Annotated in this window: 18 protein-coding genes and 1 pseudogene; 7 read left to right on the plus strand and 12 right to left on the minus strand. The window is 56.5% G+C overall.

What is annotated here, in order from left to right; all coding sequences use genetic code 11:
- Positions 1-3 precede the first annotated feature (3 nt).
- From ABLU73_RS07705 to ABLU73_RS07740, 8 genes and pseudogenes are all read right to left on the minus strand, one after another.
- A complete protein-coding gene (locus ABLU73_RS07705; RefSeq protein WP_348850113.1) occupies positions 4-699 on the minus strand; it encodes a YafY family protein in 696 nt (231 codons plus the stop codon).
- Between the two features lie 24 nt (positions 700-723).
- On the minus strand, positions 724-1,089 hold the full coding sequence (locus ABLU73_RS07710) for a VOC family protein (RefSeq protein ID WP_004204838.1): 366 nt from the start codon (positions 1,087-1,089) through the stop codon (positions 724-726).
- Between the two features lie 137 nt (positions 1,090-1,226).
- Positions 1,227-2,198, minus strand: coding sequence for a protein translocase subunit SecF (gene secF, locus ABLU73_RS07715; protein WP_004204839.1), 972 nt, complete (start codon positions 2,196-2,198; stop codon positions 1,227-1,229).
- A gap of 10 nt (positions 2,199-2,208) precedes the next feature.
- On the minus strand, positions 2,209-4,056 hold the full coding sequence (gene secD / locus ABLU73_RS07720; protein WP_004204840.1) for a protein translocase subunit SecD: 1,848 nt from the start codon (positions 4,054-4,056) through the stop codon (positions 2,209-2,211).
- 26 nt (positions 4,057-4,082) lie between these two features.
- Positions 4,083-4,415 carry a preprotein translocase subunit YajC gene (gene yajC / locus ABLU73_RS07725; protein WP_002890398.1) on the minus strand — a complete coding sequence of 111 codons (333 nt, stop codon included), beginning with the start codon at positions 4,413-4,415 and terminating at the stop codon, positions 4,083-4,085.
- Positions 4,416-4,437: 22 nt separating this feature from the next.
- A complete protein-coding gene (gene tgt / locus ABLU73_RS07730; protein WP_002890395.1) occupies positions 4,438-5,565 on the minus strand; it encodes a tRNA guanosine(34) transglycosylase Tgt in 1,128 nt (375 codons plus the stop codon).
- Positions 5,566-5,675: 110 nt separating this feature from the next.
- Positions 5,676-6,740, minus strand: a complete 1,065-nt coding sequence (queA, locus tag ABLU73_RS07735; protein ID WP_004204841.1) for a tRNA preQ1(34) S-adenosylmethionine ribosyltransferase-isomerase QueA — start codon at positions 6,738-6,740, stop codon at positions 5,676-5,678.
- 64 nt (positions 6,741-6,804) lie between these two features.
- Positions 6,805-6,920: pseudogene (locus tag ABLU73_RS07740) on the minus strand (hypothetical protein).
- Between the two features lie 88 nt (positions 6,921-7,008).
- Between ABLU73_RS07740 and acpH the strand changes: the two are divergent.
- Positions 7,009-7,590 (plus strand): ACP phosphodiesterase, encoded by a 582-nt coding sequence (gene acpH / locus ABLU73_RS07745; RefSeq protein WP_114506130.1) that lies wholly within the window; start codon positions 7,009-7,011, stop codon positions 7,588-7,590.
- Between the two features lie 127 nt (positions 7,591-7,717).
- Complete coding sequence (locus ABLU73_RS07750; RefSeq protein ID WP_004178733.1) at positions 7,718-8,320, plus strand: peroxiredoxin; 603 nt, start codon at positions 7,718-7,720, stop codon at positions 8,318-8,320.
- Between the two features lie 144 nt (positions 8,321-8,464).
- Here ABLU73_RS07750 and ABLU73_RS07755 read toward each other — a convergent pair whose 3' ends face one another.
- Complete coding sequence (locus tag ABLU73_RS07755) at positions 8,465-8,611, minus strand: hypothetical protein (protein ID WP_032446996.1); 147 nt, start codon at positions 8,609-8,611, stop codon at positions 8,465-8,467.
- A 55-nt stretch (positions 8,612-8,666) separates the two neighbouring features.
- On the opposite strand from ABLU73_RS07755, the gene ABLU73_RS07760 reads away from it, so the two are divergent.
- The 5 genes from ABLU73_RS07760 to fba all read left to right on the plus strand — a co-directional run bounded on the left by ABLU73_RS07760 (position 8,667) and on the right by fba (position 12,733).
- Positions 8,667-9,110 carry a PTS sugar transporter subunit IIA gene (locus ABLU73_RS07760; protein WP_004204845.1) on the plus strand — a complete coding sequence of 148 codons (444 nt, stop codon included), beginning with the start codon at positions 8,667-8,669 and terminating at the stop codon, positions 9,108-9,110.
- 5 nt (positions 9,111-9,115) lie between these two features.
- Entirely contained in the window at positions 9,116-9,403 is a 288-nt protein-coding gene (locus tag ABLU73_RS07765) for a PTS sugar transporter subunit IIB (RefSeq protein WP_264923864.1), read from the plus strand.
- Between the two features lie 20 nt (positions 9,404-9,423).
- On the plus strand, positions 9,424-10,815 hold the full coding sequence (locus ABLU73_RS07770; protein WP_004204848.1) for a PTS ascorbate transporter subunit IIC: 1,392 nt from the start codon (positions 9,424-9,426) through the stop codon (positions 10,813-10,815).
- A gap of 65 nt (positions 10,816-10,880) precedes the next feature.
- Complete coding sequence (locus tag ABLU73_RS07775; protein ID WP_264923862.1) at positions 10,881-11,843, plus strand: PfkB family carbohydrate kinase; 963 nt, start codon at positions 10,881-10,883, stop codon at positions 11,841-11,843.
- A gap of 35 nt (positions 11,844-11,878) precedes the next feature.
- Positions 11,879-12,733, plus strand: coding sequence for a class II fructose-1,6-bisphosphate aldolase (gene fba, locus ABLU73_RS07780; RefSeq protein WP_074423857.1), 855 nt, complete (start codon positions 11,879-11,881; stop codon positions 12,731-12,733).
- A 58-nt stretch (positions 12,734-12,791) separates the two neighbouring features.
- Here the strand turns inward: fba and ABLU73_RS07785 are convergent, their stop codons facing one another.
- From ABLU73_RS07785 to ABLU73_RS07795, 3 genes are all read right to left on the minus strand, one after another.
- Positions 12,792-14,660 (minus strand): amidohydrolase, encoded by a 1,869-nt coding sequence (locus tag ABLU73_RS07785; RefSeq protein WP_053810711.1) that lies wholly within the window; start codon positions 14,658-14,660, stop codon positions 12,792-12,794.
- Between the two features lie 24 nt (positions 14,661-14,684).
- A complete protein-coding gene (locus ABLU73_RS07790; protein ID WP_004204853.1) occupies positions 14,685-15,230 on the minus strand; it encodes an antibiotic biosynthesis monooxygenase in 546 nt (181 codons plus the stop codon).
- 183 nt (positions 15,231-15,413) lie between these two features.
- Positions 15,414-16,055, minus strand: coding sequence for a hydrolase (locus ABLU73_RS07795; protein WP_002890357.1), 642 nt, complete (start codon positions 16,053-16,055; stop codon positions 15,414-15,416).
- Positions 16,056-16,272 lie beyond the last annotated feature (217 nt).

Raw genomic sequence — 16,272 nt, forward strand, 5'->3', positions numbered from 1 at the left:
TTTTTATTTCTCCCACACGTCGCACCGAACCTTGCGCAGAAAATCATTTAACGAGCGGTCGGCGCACTCGCTGAATCGACGCTCGGTCGCCCTGACCGCCAGACAGCGGTCGAGGCGAAAGTTGCGATAATCATTGCGCAGCTCACACCAGGCTACCAGCAGCCAGCGCTCCCCCCAGAAAAACAGCCCCAGCGGCAGCACGTCGCGCTCGGTCACCCGACCGGACTCATCCTGATAGCGCAACGCCAGCACCTGCTGGCCGGAGACCGCCTGATGAATGATGTCAAAGAAGGTTTTGGCATAGCGATGGGCGCCGAGATCGGGGGCAAACAGGCGGGTCTGCTCCGCCTGGCGTCGGCGCGCCTCCGGCAGGATCGCCAGCATCTTCTCCTGTGCGGATTCCAGCGATTGCGACAGCGCCTCGCCGCCCCAGGTTTTCAGCAGCCGGATCGCGGCGATCAGCGCTTCGGATTCTTTGGTGGTCAGCATTAGCGGCGGCAGATCGTAGCCCGCCAGCAGCCGGTAGCCGCTACCCGCCTCCCCCTCCACCGGCACGCCGGAGAGGGAGAGATCGCGAATATCGCGATACACGGTGCGCTCCGACACGCCCAGCCGCTCCGCCAGCAGCGAGGCGGTGGTGAGCCGCCTGCCGCGCAGGGTCTGCACAATCTGAAATAAACGGTCGGCGCGTCGGGTCATGTTTCACTTCACAAAAAGTTCAGGTTAAGCCGGTTGATGCAGGCCGACGCGGTTGCCCTCGCTGTCAGTAAACAGCGCGATGGTGCCAATATTATTCGGCAGCGTCAGCGGCCCGAAAACACACGCCCCACCCGCCGAGGCGACGCGGTCGAGTGTGGCGGCAAGATGGTCTGTATGCAGGTAAATAATAGCGCCCTGCGCTGAAGGCGCGATACCCTCAAATTTGGCCAGCGCGCCGCCGGGGGCCGGGTCCTGATGCGGGAACACCGCCAGCTCGGCGCAGTCCATGGTTTCGCGACGCAGCGTCACCTGCATCACCGGCTCATAAAACGCGACGGCGCGATCCATATCGGCGACCGGAATTTCAAACCAGTTAATCACGTTATTCATACTTCCTCCTGCTCGTTATTGAGTTCAAAAGGAGTGTATGGGAGGGCTCCTGACAGCATACTGTCAGCAGGTTTTGTCGCGGGCAAAAAAAATCCCGGCCGCCTGGGCCGGGATTGCTTTATTTCAACTGAACCGTATTACGGCAGAATTGACGGCTGGTCCGCCCCTTCTTTTTCCACCTTCTGCTGCAGCAGATGCTCGCGCTTCATGCCCAGCTTCAACGCCAGCGCGGAGGCGACGTAGATAGAAGAAGCCGTACCGATGGAAACACCGATCAGCATGGTCAGCGAGAAGCCTTCCAGAATCGGGCCGCCGAACAGGAACAGCATCAGGATCACCATCAGGGTGGTCCCGGAGGTGATCAAGGTACGGTGCAGCGTCTGGGTCAACGACACGTTGAAGATCTCGTACGGCGTACCGCGGCGGATCTTACGGAAGTTTTCACGGATACGGTCCGATACCACGATACTGTCGTTCAGCGAGTAGCCGATAACCGACATCAACGAGGCCACAATGGTCAGGTCGATTTCGATATGGAACAGCGACAGCACGCCCATGGTGATCACCACGTCGTGCGCCAGGGCGATAACCACCCCCGCCGCCAGACGCCATTCGAAGCGGAAGCCGACGTAGATCAGGATACAGACCAGCGCGGCAATCAGCGCCAGGGCGCCGGTTTGCGCAAGGTCCGCACCGACGCTCGGGCCGACAAACTCAATGCGCTTCACCGCCGCGTTCTGGCTGGTCGATTCGTTAATCACCGTCACGACCTTACTGCCCAGCTCCTGGCTGCCGTTGGCGTCATGCACCGGCGGCATACGTACCATGATGTCGCGGCTGCTGCCAAAGTTCTGCACCTGCGGCTCTTCAAAGCCCGCTTTTTGCAGGGAATCGCGCATCTGGTCGAGATCGACCGGCTTCTCAAGGGTAATTTCGATCACCGTACCGCCGGTGAAATCGAGACCCCAGTTAAAGCCGCGGACGCCGATGATGGCGATCGACACAATCAGCAGAAAACCTGAAATGCCGAAGGCCCAGTAGTCCCAGCGCATAAAGTCCCAGACTTTACGGCCGTGGTTCAATTGTTCAACAGTATATTCCTGTGCCACAACGCACTCCTCAGATAGACAGCTTTTTAACGCGCTTGCCGCCGTACAGCAGGTTCACGATGGCACGGGTGCCGACGATAGCGGTAAACATTGAGGTCGCGATACCGATACCGGTAGTAATCGCAAACCCTTTAATGGCACCGGTACCGACCGCGTACAGGATGATCACTTTGATAAGCGTCGTCACGTTGGCGTCGAAGATCGAGCTGAACGCGCCGCGATAACCTTCGTCAATCGCCTGCTGAACGGTACGCCCGTTGCTCAACTCTTCTTTGATGCGCTCGTTGATCAGAACGTTAGCATCGACCGCCACCGCAAGGGTTAACACGATACCCGCGATGCCCGGCATGGTCAGCGTCGCCCCCGGGATGAGGGACATAATGCCGACAATCAGCACCAGGTTGGCAATCAGCGCCGAGGTCGCAATCAGACCGAACTTCTTATAGAAGAGGATCATGAACAGGATGGAGACCACCAGGCCGGCCAGACAGGCTTCCAGACCCTGCTTGATGTTCTGCATACCAAGGGTTGGGCCGATAGTCCGCTCTTCGACGATCTGAATCGGCGCAATCAACGCGCCGGCACGCAGCAGCAGCGACAGCTGGCGCGCTTCGTTCGGGTTGCTGATACCGGTAATACGGAAGCTGTTACCCAGACGCGACTGGATGTTGGCGATGTTAATCACCTCTTCCTCTTTCGCCAGGATAGCCCGACCGTTGGCGTCTTTCTTACCGCTGTCTTTATACTCCACGAACAGGGTCGCCATCGGCTTGCCGATATTGTCCTTGGTGAAGTTGGACATGATGTTACCGCCCGCGCTGTCCAGCGAGATGTTGACCTGCGGCTGGTTGTACTCATCCATGCTGGAGGTCGAGTCGGTGATATGGTCACCGGTCAGGATCACCCGCTTGTACAGCACCACCGGCTGGCCTTCACGCGTCTGCTTCACTTCCGAGTCGCCCGGTACGCGGCCAGAGGCGGCGGCGGACTGGTCAACGTTGGTATTGACCAGACGGAACTCGAGGGTCGCGGTCGCGCCAAGGATCTCCTTCGCCCGCGCGGTATCCTGGATACCCGGCAGCTCAACGACGATGCGGTCAGCGCCCTGACGCTGAACCAGCGGTTCGGCGACGCCCAGCTGGTTCACACGGTTACGCAGAATGTTAATGTTCTGCTGAACCGCGTACTCACGGGCTTCTTTCAGGCGCTCATCGGTCATCACCGCTTTCAGGCTGTTGTCACCCTGAGAGGAGATCACCAGATCGCGATGGCGAGGGCTGAGATAAGAGATAGCCTGGTCGCGCGCCGCGCTGTCGCGGAAGACGATGCTCAGACCGTAGTTGTCTTCCTTGCGCACGGTCGCGTAAGGAATGCCTTTGTCGCGCAGCTCGCTGCGCAGGCTGTCGATGTTCTGTTCCTGCAGTTTGCCTAACGCGGTGTCCATGTCGACTTCCATCAGGAAGTGCACGCCGCCGCGCAGATCAAGACCCAGCTTCATCGGTTCGGCATAGAGTGCCGCCAGCCAGCGTGGGGTTGCCGGAGCAAGGTTTAGCGCCACGACGTATTTGTCACCCAGCACGGTAAGCAGCGCTTCACGCGCGCGCAGCTGGGTATCAGTGGTGTCGAAGCGCGCAAGAATAGCGCCCTCTTCCAGTGCCACAGACTTCGCGGTAATTTTTTCTTCTTGTAAAGTTTTCTGGACCTGGATCAGCGTTTGCTCACTGGCGGCGACGCCGCGCGCGCCAGTGATTTGAACAGCCGGATCCTCACCATACAGGTTGGGAAGCGCATAGATCAGGCCGACGACAATGACGACGACCAGCATGACATACTTCCACAAAGGATAACGGTTTAACACGGCAGTTCCCTTTGGGAAAAGTTAGATTACAGCGCCTTCATGGTGCCTTTCGGCAGAACGGCAGCAACGAAGTCACGTTTGATAACCACTTCAGTGGTATCGTTCAGCGCGATAGCAATGTAGCCAGTTTCCGCTACTTTGGTCACGCGACCGACCAGACCGCCGTTGGTCAGCACTTCATCACCTTTGGCGATGGAGTTCATCAGGTTCTTATGTTCCTTGGTGCGCTTCTGCTGTGGACGCAGGATCATGAAGTAAAAAATCAGACCGAACACCACCAGCATCAGAATCAGAGACATCGGGCTGCCCTGCGCCGGTGCACCCGTTGCCGCTACCGCATCAGAAATAAAAAAGCTCATTGAAATTCCCTCATTATTAAAATTAATCAACGTTCAAAGGAGGCACGGTGCGCCCCTGACGTTGGTAAAAATCGGTCACGAAGCTCTCTAATTTACCCTCTTCGATAGCCTTGCGTAAACCAGCCATTAAACGCTGATAGTAGCGCAGGTTATGAATGGTATTGAGACGCGCGCCCAATATTTCGTTGCAACGGTCAAGGTGATGCAAGTAAGCGCGTGAATAATTGCGACATGTATAGCAATCACACTCGGCGTCCAGCGGCGCGGTATCGCTTTTGTGCTTCGCGTTGCGGATTTTCACCACGCCGTCGGTGACGAACAGGTGGCCGTTACGCGCGTTGCGCGTCGGCATGACGCAGTCGAACATATCGATACCGCGACGTACCCCTTCCACCAGATCTTCCGGCTTCCCGACGCCCATCAGGTATCGTGGTTTATCGGCCGGGATCTGCGGGCAGACGTGCTCCAGAATACGGTGCATGTCTTCCTTCGGCTCGCCGACCGCCAAACCGCCGACAGCGTAGCCATCAAAGCCAATCTCTACCAGACCTTTCACCGAGATATCACGTAAATCTTCGTAAACGCTGCCCTGAATGATGCCGAACAGCGCATTTTTATTGCCAAGGCTATCGAAACGGTCACGGCTGCGCTTCGCCCAGCGCAGAGACATCTCCATTGAGCGCTTGGCGTAATCCCAGTCCGCTGGATACGGCGTACATTCGTCGAAGATCATCACGATATCAGAGCCGAGATCGTACTGAATCTCCATGGATTTTTCCGGATCGAGGAAAATCGGATCGCCGTTGATCGGGTTGCGGAAATGCACGCCCTGCTCGGTGATCTTACGGATATCGCCAAGGCTGAACACCTGGAAGCCGCCGGAGTCGGTCAGGATCGGTCCTTTCCACTGCATAAAATCGTGCAGATCGCCGTGCAGCTTCATGATCTCCTGACCCGGGCGCAGCCACAGGTGGAAGGTGTTGCCGAGAATAATCTGCGCGCCGGTGGCTTCCACCTCTTCCGGCGTCATCCCTTTGACGGTGCCGTAGGTGCCAACGGGCATAAAGGCCGGTGTTTCCACCACGCCGCGCTCAAACACCAAGCGACCGCGGCGGGCGCGACCGTCGGTGGTATCCAGTTCAAATTTCATGCTTGCTCCTGCGTCAGAAAAACAGTCCGACGTTTTCATACTCGCCACGGAATGATTCCGTGGCTAAAAAAATGCGTCATGGCGTCCAAAAAGCCGGCGGGCCGGCCTCTTCAGGGACGCTCAGAAATAGCCTGCGGATTGTACGTGATAAACATCGCATCCCCGTAGCTAAAAAAGCGATATTTCTGCTCCACCGCTACCTTATAGGCGTTCATGGTGTGCTGATAACCCGCAAACGCCGACACCAACATAATCAGTGTGGATTCAGGGAGATGGAAGTTGGTTACCAGCGCATCGATCACCTGGTACTGATAACCCGGATAGATGAAAATCTGCGTATCGTCGAAGAACGGCGCAATCAGGGCGTCTTTCGCCGCCTGCGCCGCGCTCTCCAGCGAGCGTACCGAGGTGGTGCCCACCGCGATCACGCGATTGCCGCGCGCCTTCGCCGCCAGCACCGCATCGACTACCTCCTGCGGCACTTCCGCATATTCAGAGTGCATGGTGTGCTCTTCAATGCTGTCGACGCGCACCGGCTGGAAGGTACCCGCGCCCACGTGCAGGGTGACAAACGCCATCTCAACGCCTTTGGCGCGCAGTTTATCCAGCAGCGGTTCGTCGAAGTGCAGACCAGCGGTCGGGGCGGCTACCGCGCCCGGCCTGGTGCCGTAGACGGTTTGATAGAGCTCGCGGTCAGCGTCTTCATCCGGGCGGTCAATGTAGGGCGGCAGCGGCATATGGCCAATCCCGTTAAGGATCTCCAGCACCGGGCGCTCGTCGTTAAATTCCACTTCAAACAGCGCGCCGTGACGCGCCAGCATGGTGGCCTGAATGCTCTCGTCGTCGCCCAGCAGCAGCTCGGCGCCCGGCTTCGGCGCTTTCGAGGCGCGAATATGGGCGAGGATGCGCTTATCATCCAGCATCCGCTCCACCAGCACTTCGATCTTGCCGCCGCTGGCCTTACGACCGAACAAACGCGCCGGGATCACCCGGGTGTTGTTAAACACCAGCAGATCGCCAGGATTGAGCTTATCGAGGATGTCGGTGAAGGTGCCATGCGTCAGCGCGCCCGTCGGCCCGTCCAGGGAAAGTAAGCGGCAGCTGCTGCGCTCAGGCATCGGATAGTGGGCGATCAGAGATTCGGGTAGTTCAAAAGCAAAATCGGTAACGCGCATGACGGTAACTCAGACTGAATAAAGAGGCGGGTAGTCTAGTGCCGGGGCGTTCTGCCTGCAACCTTTACCCCTCCGGACGAATGACATAATCTATATTCCAAATCATTCCGAATGCCGCCATGCGGCAGCCGAATGCATCACCGGTGGCAGAGGGCCGCGCGCGGCCAGACAGCACGCCATTCGGGCACCGGGGCTGCCGTTCAGGGCGACGCGCAGCGCTACACCGCTCACTCTGCTCGCCATAAAGTATTTAAAGGATGTCGTCGCTATGAATTTTCTCGCCCACCTGCACCTGGCCCATCTCGCCGACAGTTCGCTGCCCGGCAATCTGATGGCCGACTTTGTGCGCGGCAACCCGCAGGGCGACTATCCGGCGGCGATCGTCGATGGCATCTATATGCATCGGCGAATTGACGTGCTGACTGACAACCTGGAGGAAGTCAAAGAGGCGCGGGAGTGGTTTCGCCCGCAGACCCGCCGCGTCGCCCCCATCACCCTCGACGTCATGTGGGATCATTTCCTGTCGCAGCACTGGGCGCAACTCTCCCCTGACCTGCCGCTGGACGAGTTCGTGCGCTACGCCGAGCGGCAGATCGTGCCGATCCTGCCCGACTCGCCGCCCCGCTTCGTCAATCTCAATCAATACCTCTGGTCGGAGCGCTGGCTGGAGCGCTACCAGGAGATGGATTTTATTCAGCGCGTGCTCAATGGCATGGCCAGCCGCCGCCCGCGTCTCGAGGCGCTGCGCGACTCCTGGCAGGATCTGGATACTCACTACGACCGGCTGGAGGGGCAGTTCTGGCGCTTTTATCCGCAGATGATGCGTCAGGCGAAAAACAAACAGCTGTAATCGCTGCGACATTGATAGGTAAAAGCTGGCTGAACGATTGTCAGCGCCTCTTTGTGTTATTGGCGGACAGGCTCTATACTTGCCCGCGTTGCGTTCCAAATAACCTTAGTAATTACAGGAGAATCAAATGGTTCTGGTCACTCGTCAAGCGCCGGATTTTACTGCAGCCGCTGTGCTGGGTAATGGTGAGATCGTTGAGAAATTCAATTTCAAACAGCACACCAACGGTAAACCTACCGTTCTGTTCTTCTGGCCGATGGACTTTACCTTCGTTTGCCCGTCTGAGCTGATCGCGTTCGACAAACGTTACGAAGAATTCCAGAAACGCGGCGTGGAAGTGGTTGGCGTTTCCTTCGACTCCGAGTTCGTGCACAACGCATGGCGTAATACTCCGGTAGACCAGGGCGGTATCGGCCCGGTTAAATACGCGATGGTTGCCGACATCAAACGTGAAATCCAGAAAGCTTACGGTATCGAGCATCCGGACGAAGGCGTGGCGCTGCGCGGCTCCTTCCTGATCGACGCCAACGGCGTGGTTCGCCACCAGGTGGTTAACGACCTGCCGCTGGGCCGTAACATCGACGAAATGCTGCGCATGGTTGACGCGCTGCAGTTCCACGAAGAGCACGGCGAAGTCTGCCCGGCGCAGTGGGAAAAAGGAAAAGAAGGTATGGCTGCCTCTCCGGAAGGCGTGGCAAAATACCTGACCGAAAACGTCTCCAGCCTGTAATCGGCACACGTTTTTATAAAAGGCCCGCTCAAGCGGGCCTTTTTTGTTAGCGGCGTCAAAATTTAAGAAAATGACCCGCTGATATTTGTGACCAGCAATACACTTCTGCTGAAAAATTTCGCTCTGCCTCTCATTTTTTCTCTGTCAAATTTCAGCGTTAAATCTCAACCACTTCATAACAGTCTGAAAAACAAATAAATTAATTATATGATTTTCAGCCAGCACTTTGCCGTCGATGTGATCGCCATCAATATTTAAAACCGCGGATGTGATCTCATCCATCATTTTTATCAATGTATTTGGTCATGATTTTACTCAGGAACAGGAATACGTTCAGGAGAAGAGAATGGATATTATTTTTGACCCGACGTTAATCGCCCTGAAGCAGAATATTTCCCATGCGGAGGAGGCCATCGAACTGGCGGGTTCATTACTCGCCAGGCGCCAGATTTGCAGCGCCGAATATGTCAACGAGATGCTGACAGTATACGAGGATTTTGGCGCCGCCATCGTGATAGATGACGGGATTGCCATGCCGCACGCCCGCCCGGAAAAAGGGGCATTGCAGACCGGATTTTCGCTTGTCACCACCGCCACACCAGTGACCTTCGGCCACGATGAGTTCGATCCGGTTACCGTCGTCATCGCGATCGCCGGCGCCGATGCTGACAGTCATATCAAAATGATCCAACTGATTGCCTCGCTGATCGAGTCAGATATCGTGACTTTTCTTCAGCAGGAAAATGACGTGAATTCAGTCTTACATTTCATCCAAAAACAAATGGAGTAGTCATTATGTTAGTTATCAGAACGGTTTGTGGTAACGGTATTGGCAGTTCATTGATGGCTGCGAATAATGTGAAGAAGATCTGTGAAGAATTAGGTATCAAAGCGGACGTCGCTTCGGTCGATTTTGCTAACGCCGTCGGGGAAAAAGCCGACCTTTACGTCACGATCAAAGAACTGGCAAATCAATTTCCGGCCCACTGTCATGTCGCCATTATTCGCAGCTACATCCATAAAGCAAAAATCGCCGAGGATATTACCGACGCGCTGATGAAAATTGCTGCGACTCACTCTTAATCAGCATAGAGGGAACGACCATGCAGGCTATTCTTAGTTTCTTAACGGAAATATTCAGTCAACCCGCTTTTTTAATGGGGCTTATCGCCTTCGTTGGCTTAGTGGCGCTGCGCTCCCCCGGCAACAAACTCCTTACCGGTACATTAAAGCCGATTTTAGGCTATTTGATGCTGAGCGCTGGCGCAGGCGTTATCGTTGCCAATCTCAACCCGCTGGGCGGTATTATCGAAGCTGGATTTAATATCCGCGGCGTTATTCCTAACAATGAAGCCATTGTCTCCGTCGCCCAGAAAATGCTGGGCGTGGAAACCATGAGTATTTTGCTGTTGGGCTTTATTTTCAACCTGATCATAGCCCGCTGCACCAAATATAAATATATCTTTCTCACCGGCCATCATTCGTTCTTTCTCGCCTGCCTGTTCTCCGCCGTCCTGCAGGCGGCGGAGTTCCAGGGCTGGATGTTGATCCTGATCGGCGGATTCCTGTTGGGCTCATGGTCAGCCATCTCCCCGGCCATTGGCCAGCGTTACACCAGGCAGGTGACCGAGGACGGCGGGATCGCCATGGGCCATTTCGGCTCCCTGGGCTACTACCTCTCGGCGTGGATCGCCAGCCGGACCGGCAATCCGGCAAACTCCTTCGCCGATACCGAAATCTCAGAAAAATGGGGTTTTCTGCGCGATACCACCGTCACCACCGGTATCGTGATGTTTGTTATCTACTTCATCTGCAGCGCTGTCGCCGGGTCAGCGTACCTGAGCACCATCACCGACCAGAATATGCTGATCTTCTCCGTGCTGACCGGTCTGCAGTTCGCCGTTGGCGTAGCCATTGTCTACAACGGCGTGCGGTTGATCCTCGGCGATCTGGTGCCGGCATTCCAGGGCATCAGCCAGAAACTGATCCCGGACTCCATCCCGGCCGTTGACTGCGCGGTGTTCTTCACCTTTAGCCCCACCGCGGTGGTGGTGGGATTCATCAGCTCCTTTGTGGGCGGTCTGGTCGGGATGCTCATGCTCGGCGGACTGGGCATGGCGCTGATTATTCCCGGCATGGTGCCGCACTTCTTCTGCGGCGGCACCTCCGGGGTCTTTGCCGACAAGCTGGGCGGTAAGCGCGGGTGTATCATCGCCGCTTTTATCGGCGGGATCTTCCTCGCCTTCCTGCCGGCGATGCTGCTGCCGGCGCTCGGCAACCTCGGGTTTGAAAACAGCACCTTCGCCGATTTCGACTTCGCAGTGTGGGGCATCATTATCGGTAACGCGTTCACCCAGTTTGGCCAGGTCACTATCTACCTGATTTGTCTGGCGCTGCTCGTCGCGCTGCTGGTGCCTTTCTGCTTCCGTCAGGTACGGGTAGTGGGCAACACGCTCAGCTATGAGGAGCTTACTGCCAAGCAGAAAAATGAATAAGCGAGGTCATTTTTCCCTGCGGGAAGGTCACGCTTCCCGCCGCTGACAAATAATCAGGAGTGGTTATGGCTATTTTGTCCATTGGATTTGCCTGTTTCGATCAGTTTTTCTTTCTCAATGAATGGCCCCAGGAGAATACCAAAAACTTTTGTCATGATTTTATAGAAAGCGGCGGCGGCCCGGCGGCCAATGCGGCCTGGCTGCTGGGATTATGGGGTGAGGAGGTCTATTACATCGGCCATCTGCATCAGGACCTTTACGGTCAGCGCATTATCGATGAGTTTGCCGAAGCGGGGGTGGATACCAGCCAGGTGGTTTTCTCCGATGACATGATCACCCCGCTGGCCTCGGTGCTGGTCAATCGCTTAACGGGTTCGCGGACGATTATTACCCGCAAGATGCAGACACCGCCTTCCCTGACCTACGATCAAAAGCTCAAACTGGACGACCTCGCCGAACGACTGATTGCCACCGAGGATCCGGTCACCATTTTAATTGACGGCCATGAGCCGGAAATCAGTGAATATTTAATTAAGAAACTGCCCAACGCCAGAGTCGTGATGGACGGCGGGTCACTGCGCGCCAGCAATATAAAACTCGCAGCCTGGACCGACTATTTTGTAGTGAGCGAACATTTTGCCCGCGATTATATGAGCTATCGCTCTTTGAGCACCGAAGCAGAAATTAAAGCGGCGCTGATTGAGCTGAATAAAATTTGCCGCGGTGAAGCATTTATTACCCTTGGCGAAAAAGGCTGCGCTTTTTTAAAAAGCGGTATGCTGCAGATCGTTCCTTCCTGGCTGTGCAATGCCGTTGATACCACCGGAGCCGGGGATGTATTTCACGGCGCCTTCACCTATGGCGTCCACTACTCATGGCACATAGATAATATTATTTTATTTGCCAGCCTGACCGCCGCCATTTCTATTGAGAAAAAAGGGGTACGGGAATCTATGCCGGACCTGGCGGTCGTCCACCACTCGTTAAATAGCTACGAGAGAAACTTAAAGCAATATTTTGAAGAATAACTGCATTTAATAAATATCAAGAGGTGAATATGTTAGTGTCGATGAAGGACATGCTTCAGCATGCCCTGCGGGACGGCTACGCCGTCGGTCAGTTCAACATTAATAATCTGGAATGGGTCGGCGCCGTATTAAGCACTGCCCAGCAGTGCCGCTCACCGGTTATTTTGGGCGTGTCCGGCGGCACGGTTAAGCATATGCTCGGGTTAAAATGTATTCATGACATCGTAGTTAACGCCATGGAGTATTTGCATATTGATGTTCCGGTGGCGCTGCATCTGGATCATGGCACCTCCCGGGAGGCCTGCGAAGCGGCGATCGCCGCCGGCTTCAGTTCCATTATGTTTGATGGCTCGCATCTGCCGTTCAGGGAAAACCTGGCCATTACTCGCCATCTGGTGACGCTGGCGCACAGCAAAGGTATCTCCGTGGAGGCCGAACTGGGGACTATCGCCGGCAGTGAAGACGGCATTGTCAATTCCGAAGTCATCTACGCCGATCCGCAGGAGTGCTACACCCTGGTGACAGAAACCCAGGTGGATTGCCTCGCCGCCGCGCTGGGCTCCACCCATGGCCTGTATAAAGGCAAAGCCCGACTGGGATTTACCGAGATGAAAGCCATTGCCGAGCGGGTGAAGGTTCCGCTGGTGCTGCATGGCGGCACCGGTATTGCCGATGAGGATATGCGCCGGGCGATTGCCTGCGGCACCGCCAAGATTAACGTTAATACCGAAAATATGTACGCCTGGTGCCAGCAGGTGAAGGCGATCTTTGCTGCCGATACCGGGCACGATGTGAACGATCCGCGGAAAGTGATCGCCCAGGGACTGCAGCCAGTACGCGAAATGATTGCCCGCCGCATGGCGCTTTTTGGCTCACAGCAGCGCTATTGATGCGTGAAAGGTGGCTGAGACCTCCGCCCCTTAGCAACCGGGGCGGAGGCGTCAGGCATCAGAAGGCAAAGCAGGAGCAACCCAGCACGCCCCAGAAGGCCTGCTCGTCGGAGACGGGAATCGACGATTTCCGCGCGATATCATGCTGATGGCCGTGGACACCGCAGCTACCGCAGCACTGGTGCATCTGGACTATGGCGCCAATTTTGGCCGCCGCTGGCGGAGCGGAACGGTAATGGCCCGGGACCTTCACCACCGGCGACCACTCCGGCAGCACCGGGATCGGCGGCGGCGCCAGCGGCGAGAAGTGACCGGCGGCGTACACCACTTTGCCATCAACCACCGTCAGCACCGACTCAATGCCTTTGATCTCCTCTTCCGCGACGCTGAAATAGTCCTTCGACAGCACCACCAGATCGGCAAGCTGACCGGCGGCCAGACGGCCCTTTTTACCCTGCTCGCTGGAGAACCAGGCGCTGCCCGCCGTCCACAGCTCCAGCGCGACATCGCGCGGCAGGCGGTTGTTGTCGTCATACATCGCCATCCCGCCAACGGTGCGCCCGGAGACCAGCCAGTACAGCGCGGTCCACGGATTATAGCTGGCGACGCGGGTGGCATCGGTCCCTAACCCTACCGGTACGTCCAGCTCCAGCATTTTCGCTACCGGCGGCGTATGTTTCACCGCCTCTTTGCCGTAGCGATCGACAAAATATTCGCCCTGGAAGGCCATCCGGTGCTGCACCGCAATGCCGCCCCCCAGCGCCTTCACCCGCTCAATGTTGCGCTCGGTAATGGTCTCGGCATGATCGAAGAACCAGTGCAGGCCATTAAACGGAATGTCACGGTTCACCTTCTCAAACACGTCCAGCATCCGGCTGATGGACTCGTCGTAGGTGGCATGCAGGCGGAACGGCCAGCGATGTTCAACCAGATGGCGCACCACCCGCTCCAGCTCATCTTCCATGCCTTGCGGCAAATCCGGCCGCGGCTGCAGGAAATCTTCAAAATCCGCCGCCGAAAACACCAGCATCTCGCCGGCGCCGTTGGCGCGATAGAAATCGGTTCCCTGCCCCGGCTTCAGCATATCGGTCCAGCGCTCGAAGTCCTCCAGCTCCTGCTTCGGTCGCTGGGTAAACAGGTTGTAGGCGATGCGCACGGTCATCTGATCTTTTGCGTGCAGCTGCTCGATAATTTCGTAATCTTCCGGGTAGTTCTGGAAACCGCCCCCGGCGTCGATGGCGCTGGTCAGCCCCAGTCGGTTCAGCTCGCGCATAAACTGACGGGTGGAGTTCACCTGCAGATCCAGCGGCAGCTTCGGCCCTTTGGCCAGGGTGGCGTAGAGGATCATGGCGTTTGGTTTGGCAATCAGCATCCCGGTCGGGTTGCCGTGGCTATCGCGGACGATCTCTCCGCCCACCGGATCCGGCGTCTCTTTGGTATACCCCACGGCTTTCAGCGCCGCGCGGTTCAGCAGTGCGCGATCGTAGAGATGTAGCACAAACACTGGCGTATCGGGCGCCGCGTCGTTTAGCTCTTCCAGGGTCGGCATCCGTCGTTCGGCGAACTGGAATTCGCTCCAGCCGCCGACCACCCGCACCCACTGCGGCGACGGTGTGCGATCCGCCTGATCCTTAAGCATTCGCAGGGCATCGGCCAGAGAGGGCACGCCCTCCCAGCGGAGCTCAAGGTTGTAGTTCAACCCTCCGCGGATCAGATGCAGGTGAGAATCGTTGAGGCCCGGGATCACCGTATGCCCTTTGAGATCGACGATCTGCGTTCCCTCGGCGGCAAAGCTCATGATCCGATCGTGGCTTCCGGTGGCAACAATTTTTCCGTCGGCGATGGCCACGGCTTCCGCCAGCGGATTCGCACGATCGAGGGTATGAATCTGGCCGTGGGTCAGAATCAGTGTGGCAGTTTGCGACATAACACACTCCTTGGGGAGGCTGACTCAGTTTTTCTTCAACCAGCCAGCAAACAGGCGGGTCACGATGGGCATCCAGAACCAGACCACCAGCGCAACCACGCAGGCATCATTGATCAGGTGCAGCAGCAGGCTCCCCTTAAGCGACGGCAACAGCATGCCGGTCACCGTCGGCACCAGGTTGGTGCTGGGGAAAATCACCAGCAGGGTGATCAGAAACTGTTTCCAGCGCCGCGGCTGGCGCACATTCGCCACCGGCGGGGTAAACCAGAAGGCCGGTTCGGTCCGCACCTCCGTCCGATCGCCCTCCGTCAGCAGCGGGGCAATTTCCGCCACCAGCTGACGACGGGTTTCCGACTGCGTCCAGGCATAGAGATGCTCCAGGGTGTCGAAGCGGATAATCACGCTCCACAGATTCTGCCCTGCGGCGGGCCGGATCACATTCGCCCCGAGATGGCCGGGAAACTCAGCCGCGATGGGCATGATTTTGCCGAGCCACTCTTCGTAGCGCTGGCCGTGTTGCGGATCGAGCAGATGGCTGATGACCAGGGTCACCGATTTTTGCTGCGCCATAAAGATTCCTTGCTTCAGGGGAATGGCAGGATGATTCTCGCCATTAGCCATAGATGACCATACACAACGTCATTCATGCTGCGTCGAGGCGGCAAGCCGGCACGTCCCGGGAGCTGACATAAGTCAGTGACCGGGGCGGGCAAACCCAGCTAACAAAGAGGCAGCCTGAAGGGTGAAGTGTATTTAAGCTTTACGCTCTGGCGCGCCATGCACCATGGTATAAGCGTAATCCACGCCCATCCCGTAGGCGCCGCTGTGTTCGCGCACCAGGTCCATCACCGCATCGTAAGTCGCTTTGCGCGACCAGTCGCGCTGGTACTCCAGCAGCACCTGCTGCCAGGTCACCGGCACCGCGCCCGCCTGCACCATCCGGTCAATGGAGCGCTCATGGGCGTCGACAGAGGTACCGCCGGAGGTATCGGTGACCACATACACTTCGTAGCCCGCCTCCAGGGCCATCAGCGCCGGAAACGTCAGGCAAACTTCGGTCCACAGAGCGGAGATCACCAGCTTTTTACGGCCGGTCGCTTTCACCGCCGCAACGAAGGCATCGTCTTCCCAGGAGTTCATTGAAGTACGCTCAATCGGCTTGACGTCAGGATGCACGGCCAATAATTCCGGCCAAATATAACCGCTGAAGCTTTTGGTCTCTACGGAAGTGTAAATCACCGGTACATTAAAAATTTTACCGGCTTTAGCCAGCGCCACGGTGTTATTTTTGAGGGTCTGGCGATCGATATTCGCCACGCCGAATGACATCTGTGGCTGATGATCAATAAAGATAAGGGCGGAATTAGTGGGATCGAGCAGTTCACGAATAGACATTAAATACCTTCTTAATCAATTAGTTAAAAAGATGACATGATGGTTAATGCGTCGTGTAGATCCTGACTGATAAAGCATGGTGAGTATAGCCAGTTATTTCTAACAAGTTATTAAAGTTTTTTTGTGGTTTATATTTTATCAGCGGTTAGTATTTACTCATGCCAGCGTTCATCAAAATTTTACGGCAAACTGTTCTGATTTATTCACTGGCATTGAT

This window comes from Klebsiella sp. GG_Kp175, assembly GCF_040062325.1.
GTDB classification, from domain to species: Bacteria; Pseudomonadota; Gammaproteobacteria; order Enterobacterales; family Enterobacteriaceae; genus Klebsiella; species Klebsiella quasipneumoniae.

Excerpts from the sequence above, each read along its gene's own strand:
- ABLU73_RS07705 (WP_348850113.1), bottom strand. The coding sequence starts at position 699 with ATGACCCGACGCGCCGACCGTTTATTTCAGATTGTGCAGACCCTGCGC.
- ABLU73_RS07710 (WP_004204838.1), bottom strand. The coding sequence starts at position 1,089 with ATGAATAACGTGATTAACTGGTTTGAAATTCCGGTCGCCGATATGGAT.
- yajC (WP_002890398.1), bottom strand. The coding sequence starts at position 4,415 with ATGAGCTTTTTTATTTCTGATGCGGTAGCGGCAACGGGTGCACCGGCG.
- tgt (WP_002890395.1), bottom strand. The coding sequence starts at position 5,565 with ATGAAATTTGAACTGGATACCACCGACGGTCGCGCCCGCCGCGGTCGC.
- queA (WP_004204841.1), bottom strand. The coding sequence starts at position 6,740 with ATGCGCGTTACCGATTTTGCTTTTGAACTACCCGAATCTCTGATCGCC.
- acpH (WP_114506130.1), top strand. The coding sequence starts at position 7,009 with ATGAATTTTCTCGCCCACCTGCACCTGGCCCATCTCGCCGACAGTTCG.
- ABLU73_RS07750 (WP_004178733.1), top strand. The coding sequence starts at position 7,718 with ATGGTTCTGGTCACTCGTCAAGCGCCGGATTTTACTGCAGCCGCTGTG.
- ABLU73_RS07760 (WP_004204845.1), top strand. The coding sequence starts at position 8,667 with ATGGATATTATTTTTGACCCGACGTTAATCGCCCTGAAGCAGAATATT.
- ABLU73_RS07765 (WP_264923864.1), top strand. The coding sequence starts at position 9,116 with ATGTTAGTTATCAGAACGGTTTGTGGTAACGGTATTGGCAGTTCATTG.
- ABLU73_RS07770 (WP_004204848.1), top strand. The coding sequence starts at position 9,424 with ATGCAGGCTATTCTTAGTTTCTTAACGGAAATATTCAGTCAACCCGCT.
- ABLU73_RS07775 (WP_264923862.1), top strand. The coding sequence starts at position 10,881 with ATGGCTATTTTGTCCATTGGATTTGCCTGTTTCGATCAGTTTTTCTTT.
- ABLU73_RS07785 (WP_053810711.1), bottom strand. The coding sequence starts at position 14,660 with ATGTCGCAAACTGCCACACTGATTCTGACCCACGGCCAGATTCATACC.
- ABLU73_RS07790 (WP_004204853.1), bottom strand. The coding sequence starts at position 15,230 with ATGGCGCAGCAAAAATCGGTGACCCTGGTCATCAGCCATCTGCTCGAT.
- ABLU73_RS07795 (WP_002890357.1), bottom strand. The coding sequence starts at position 16,055 with ATGTCTATTCGTGAACTGCTCGATCCCACTAATTCCGCCCTTATCTTT.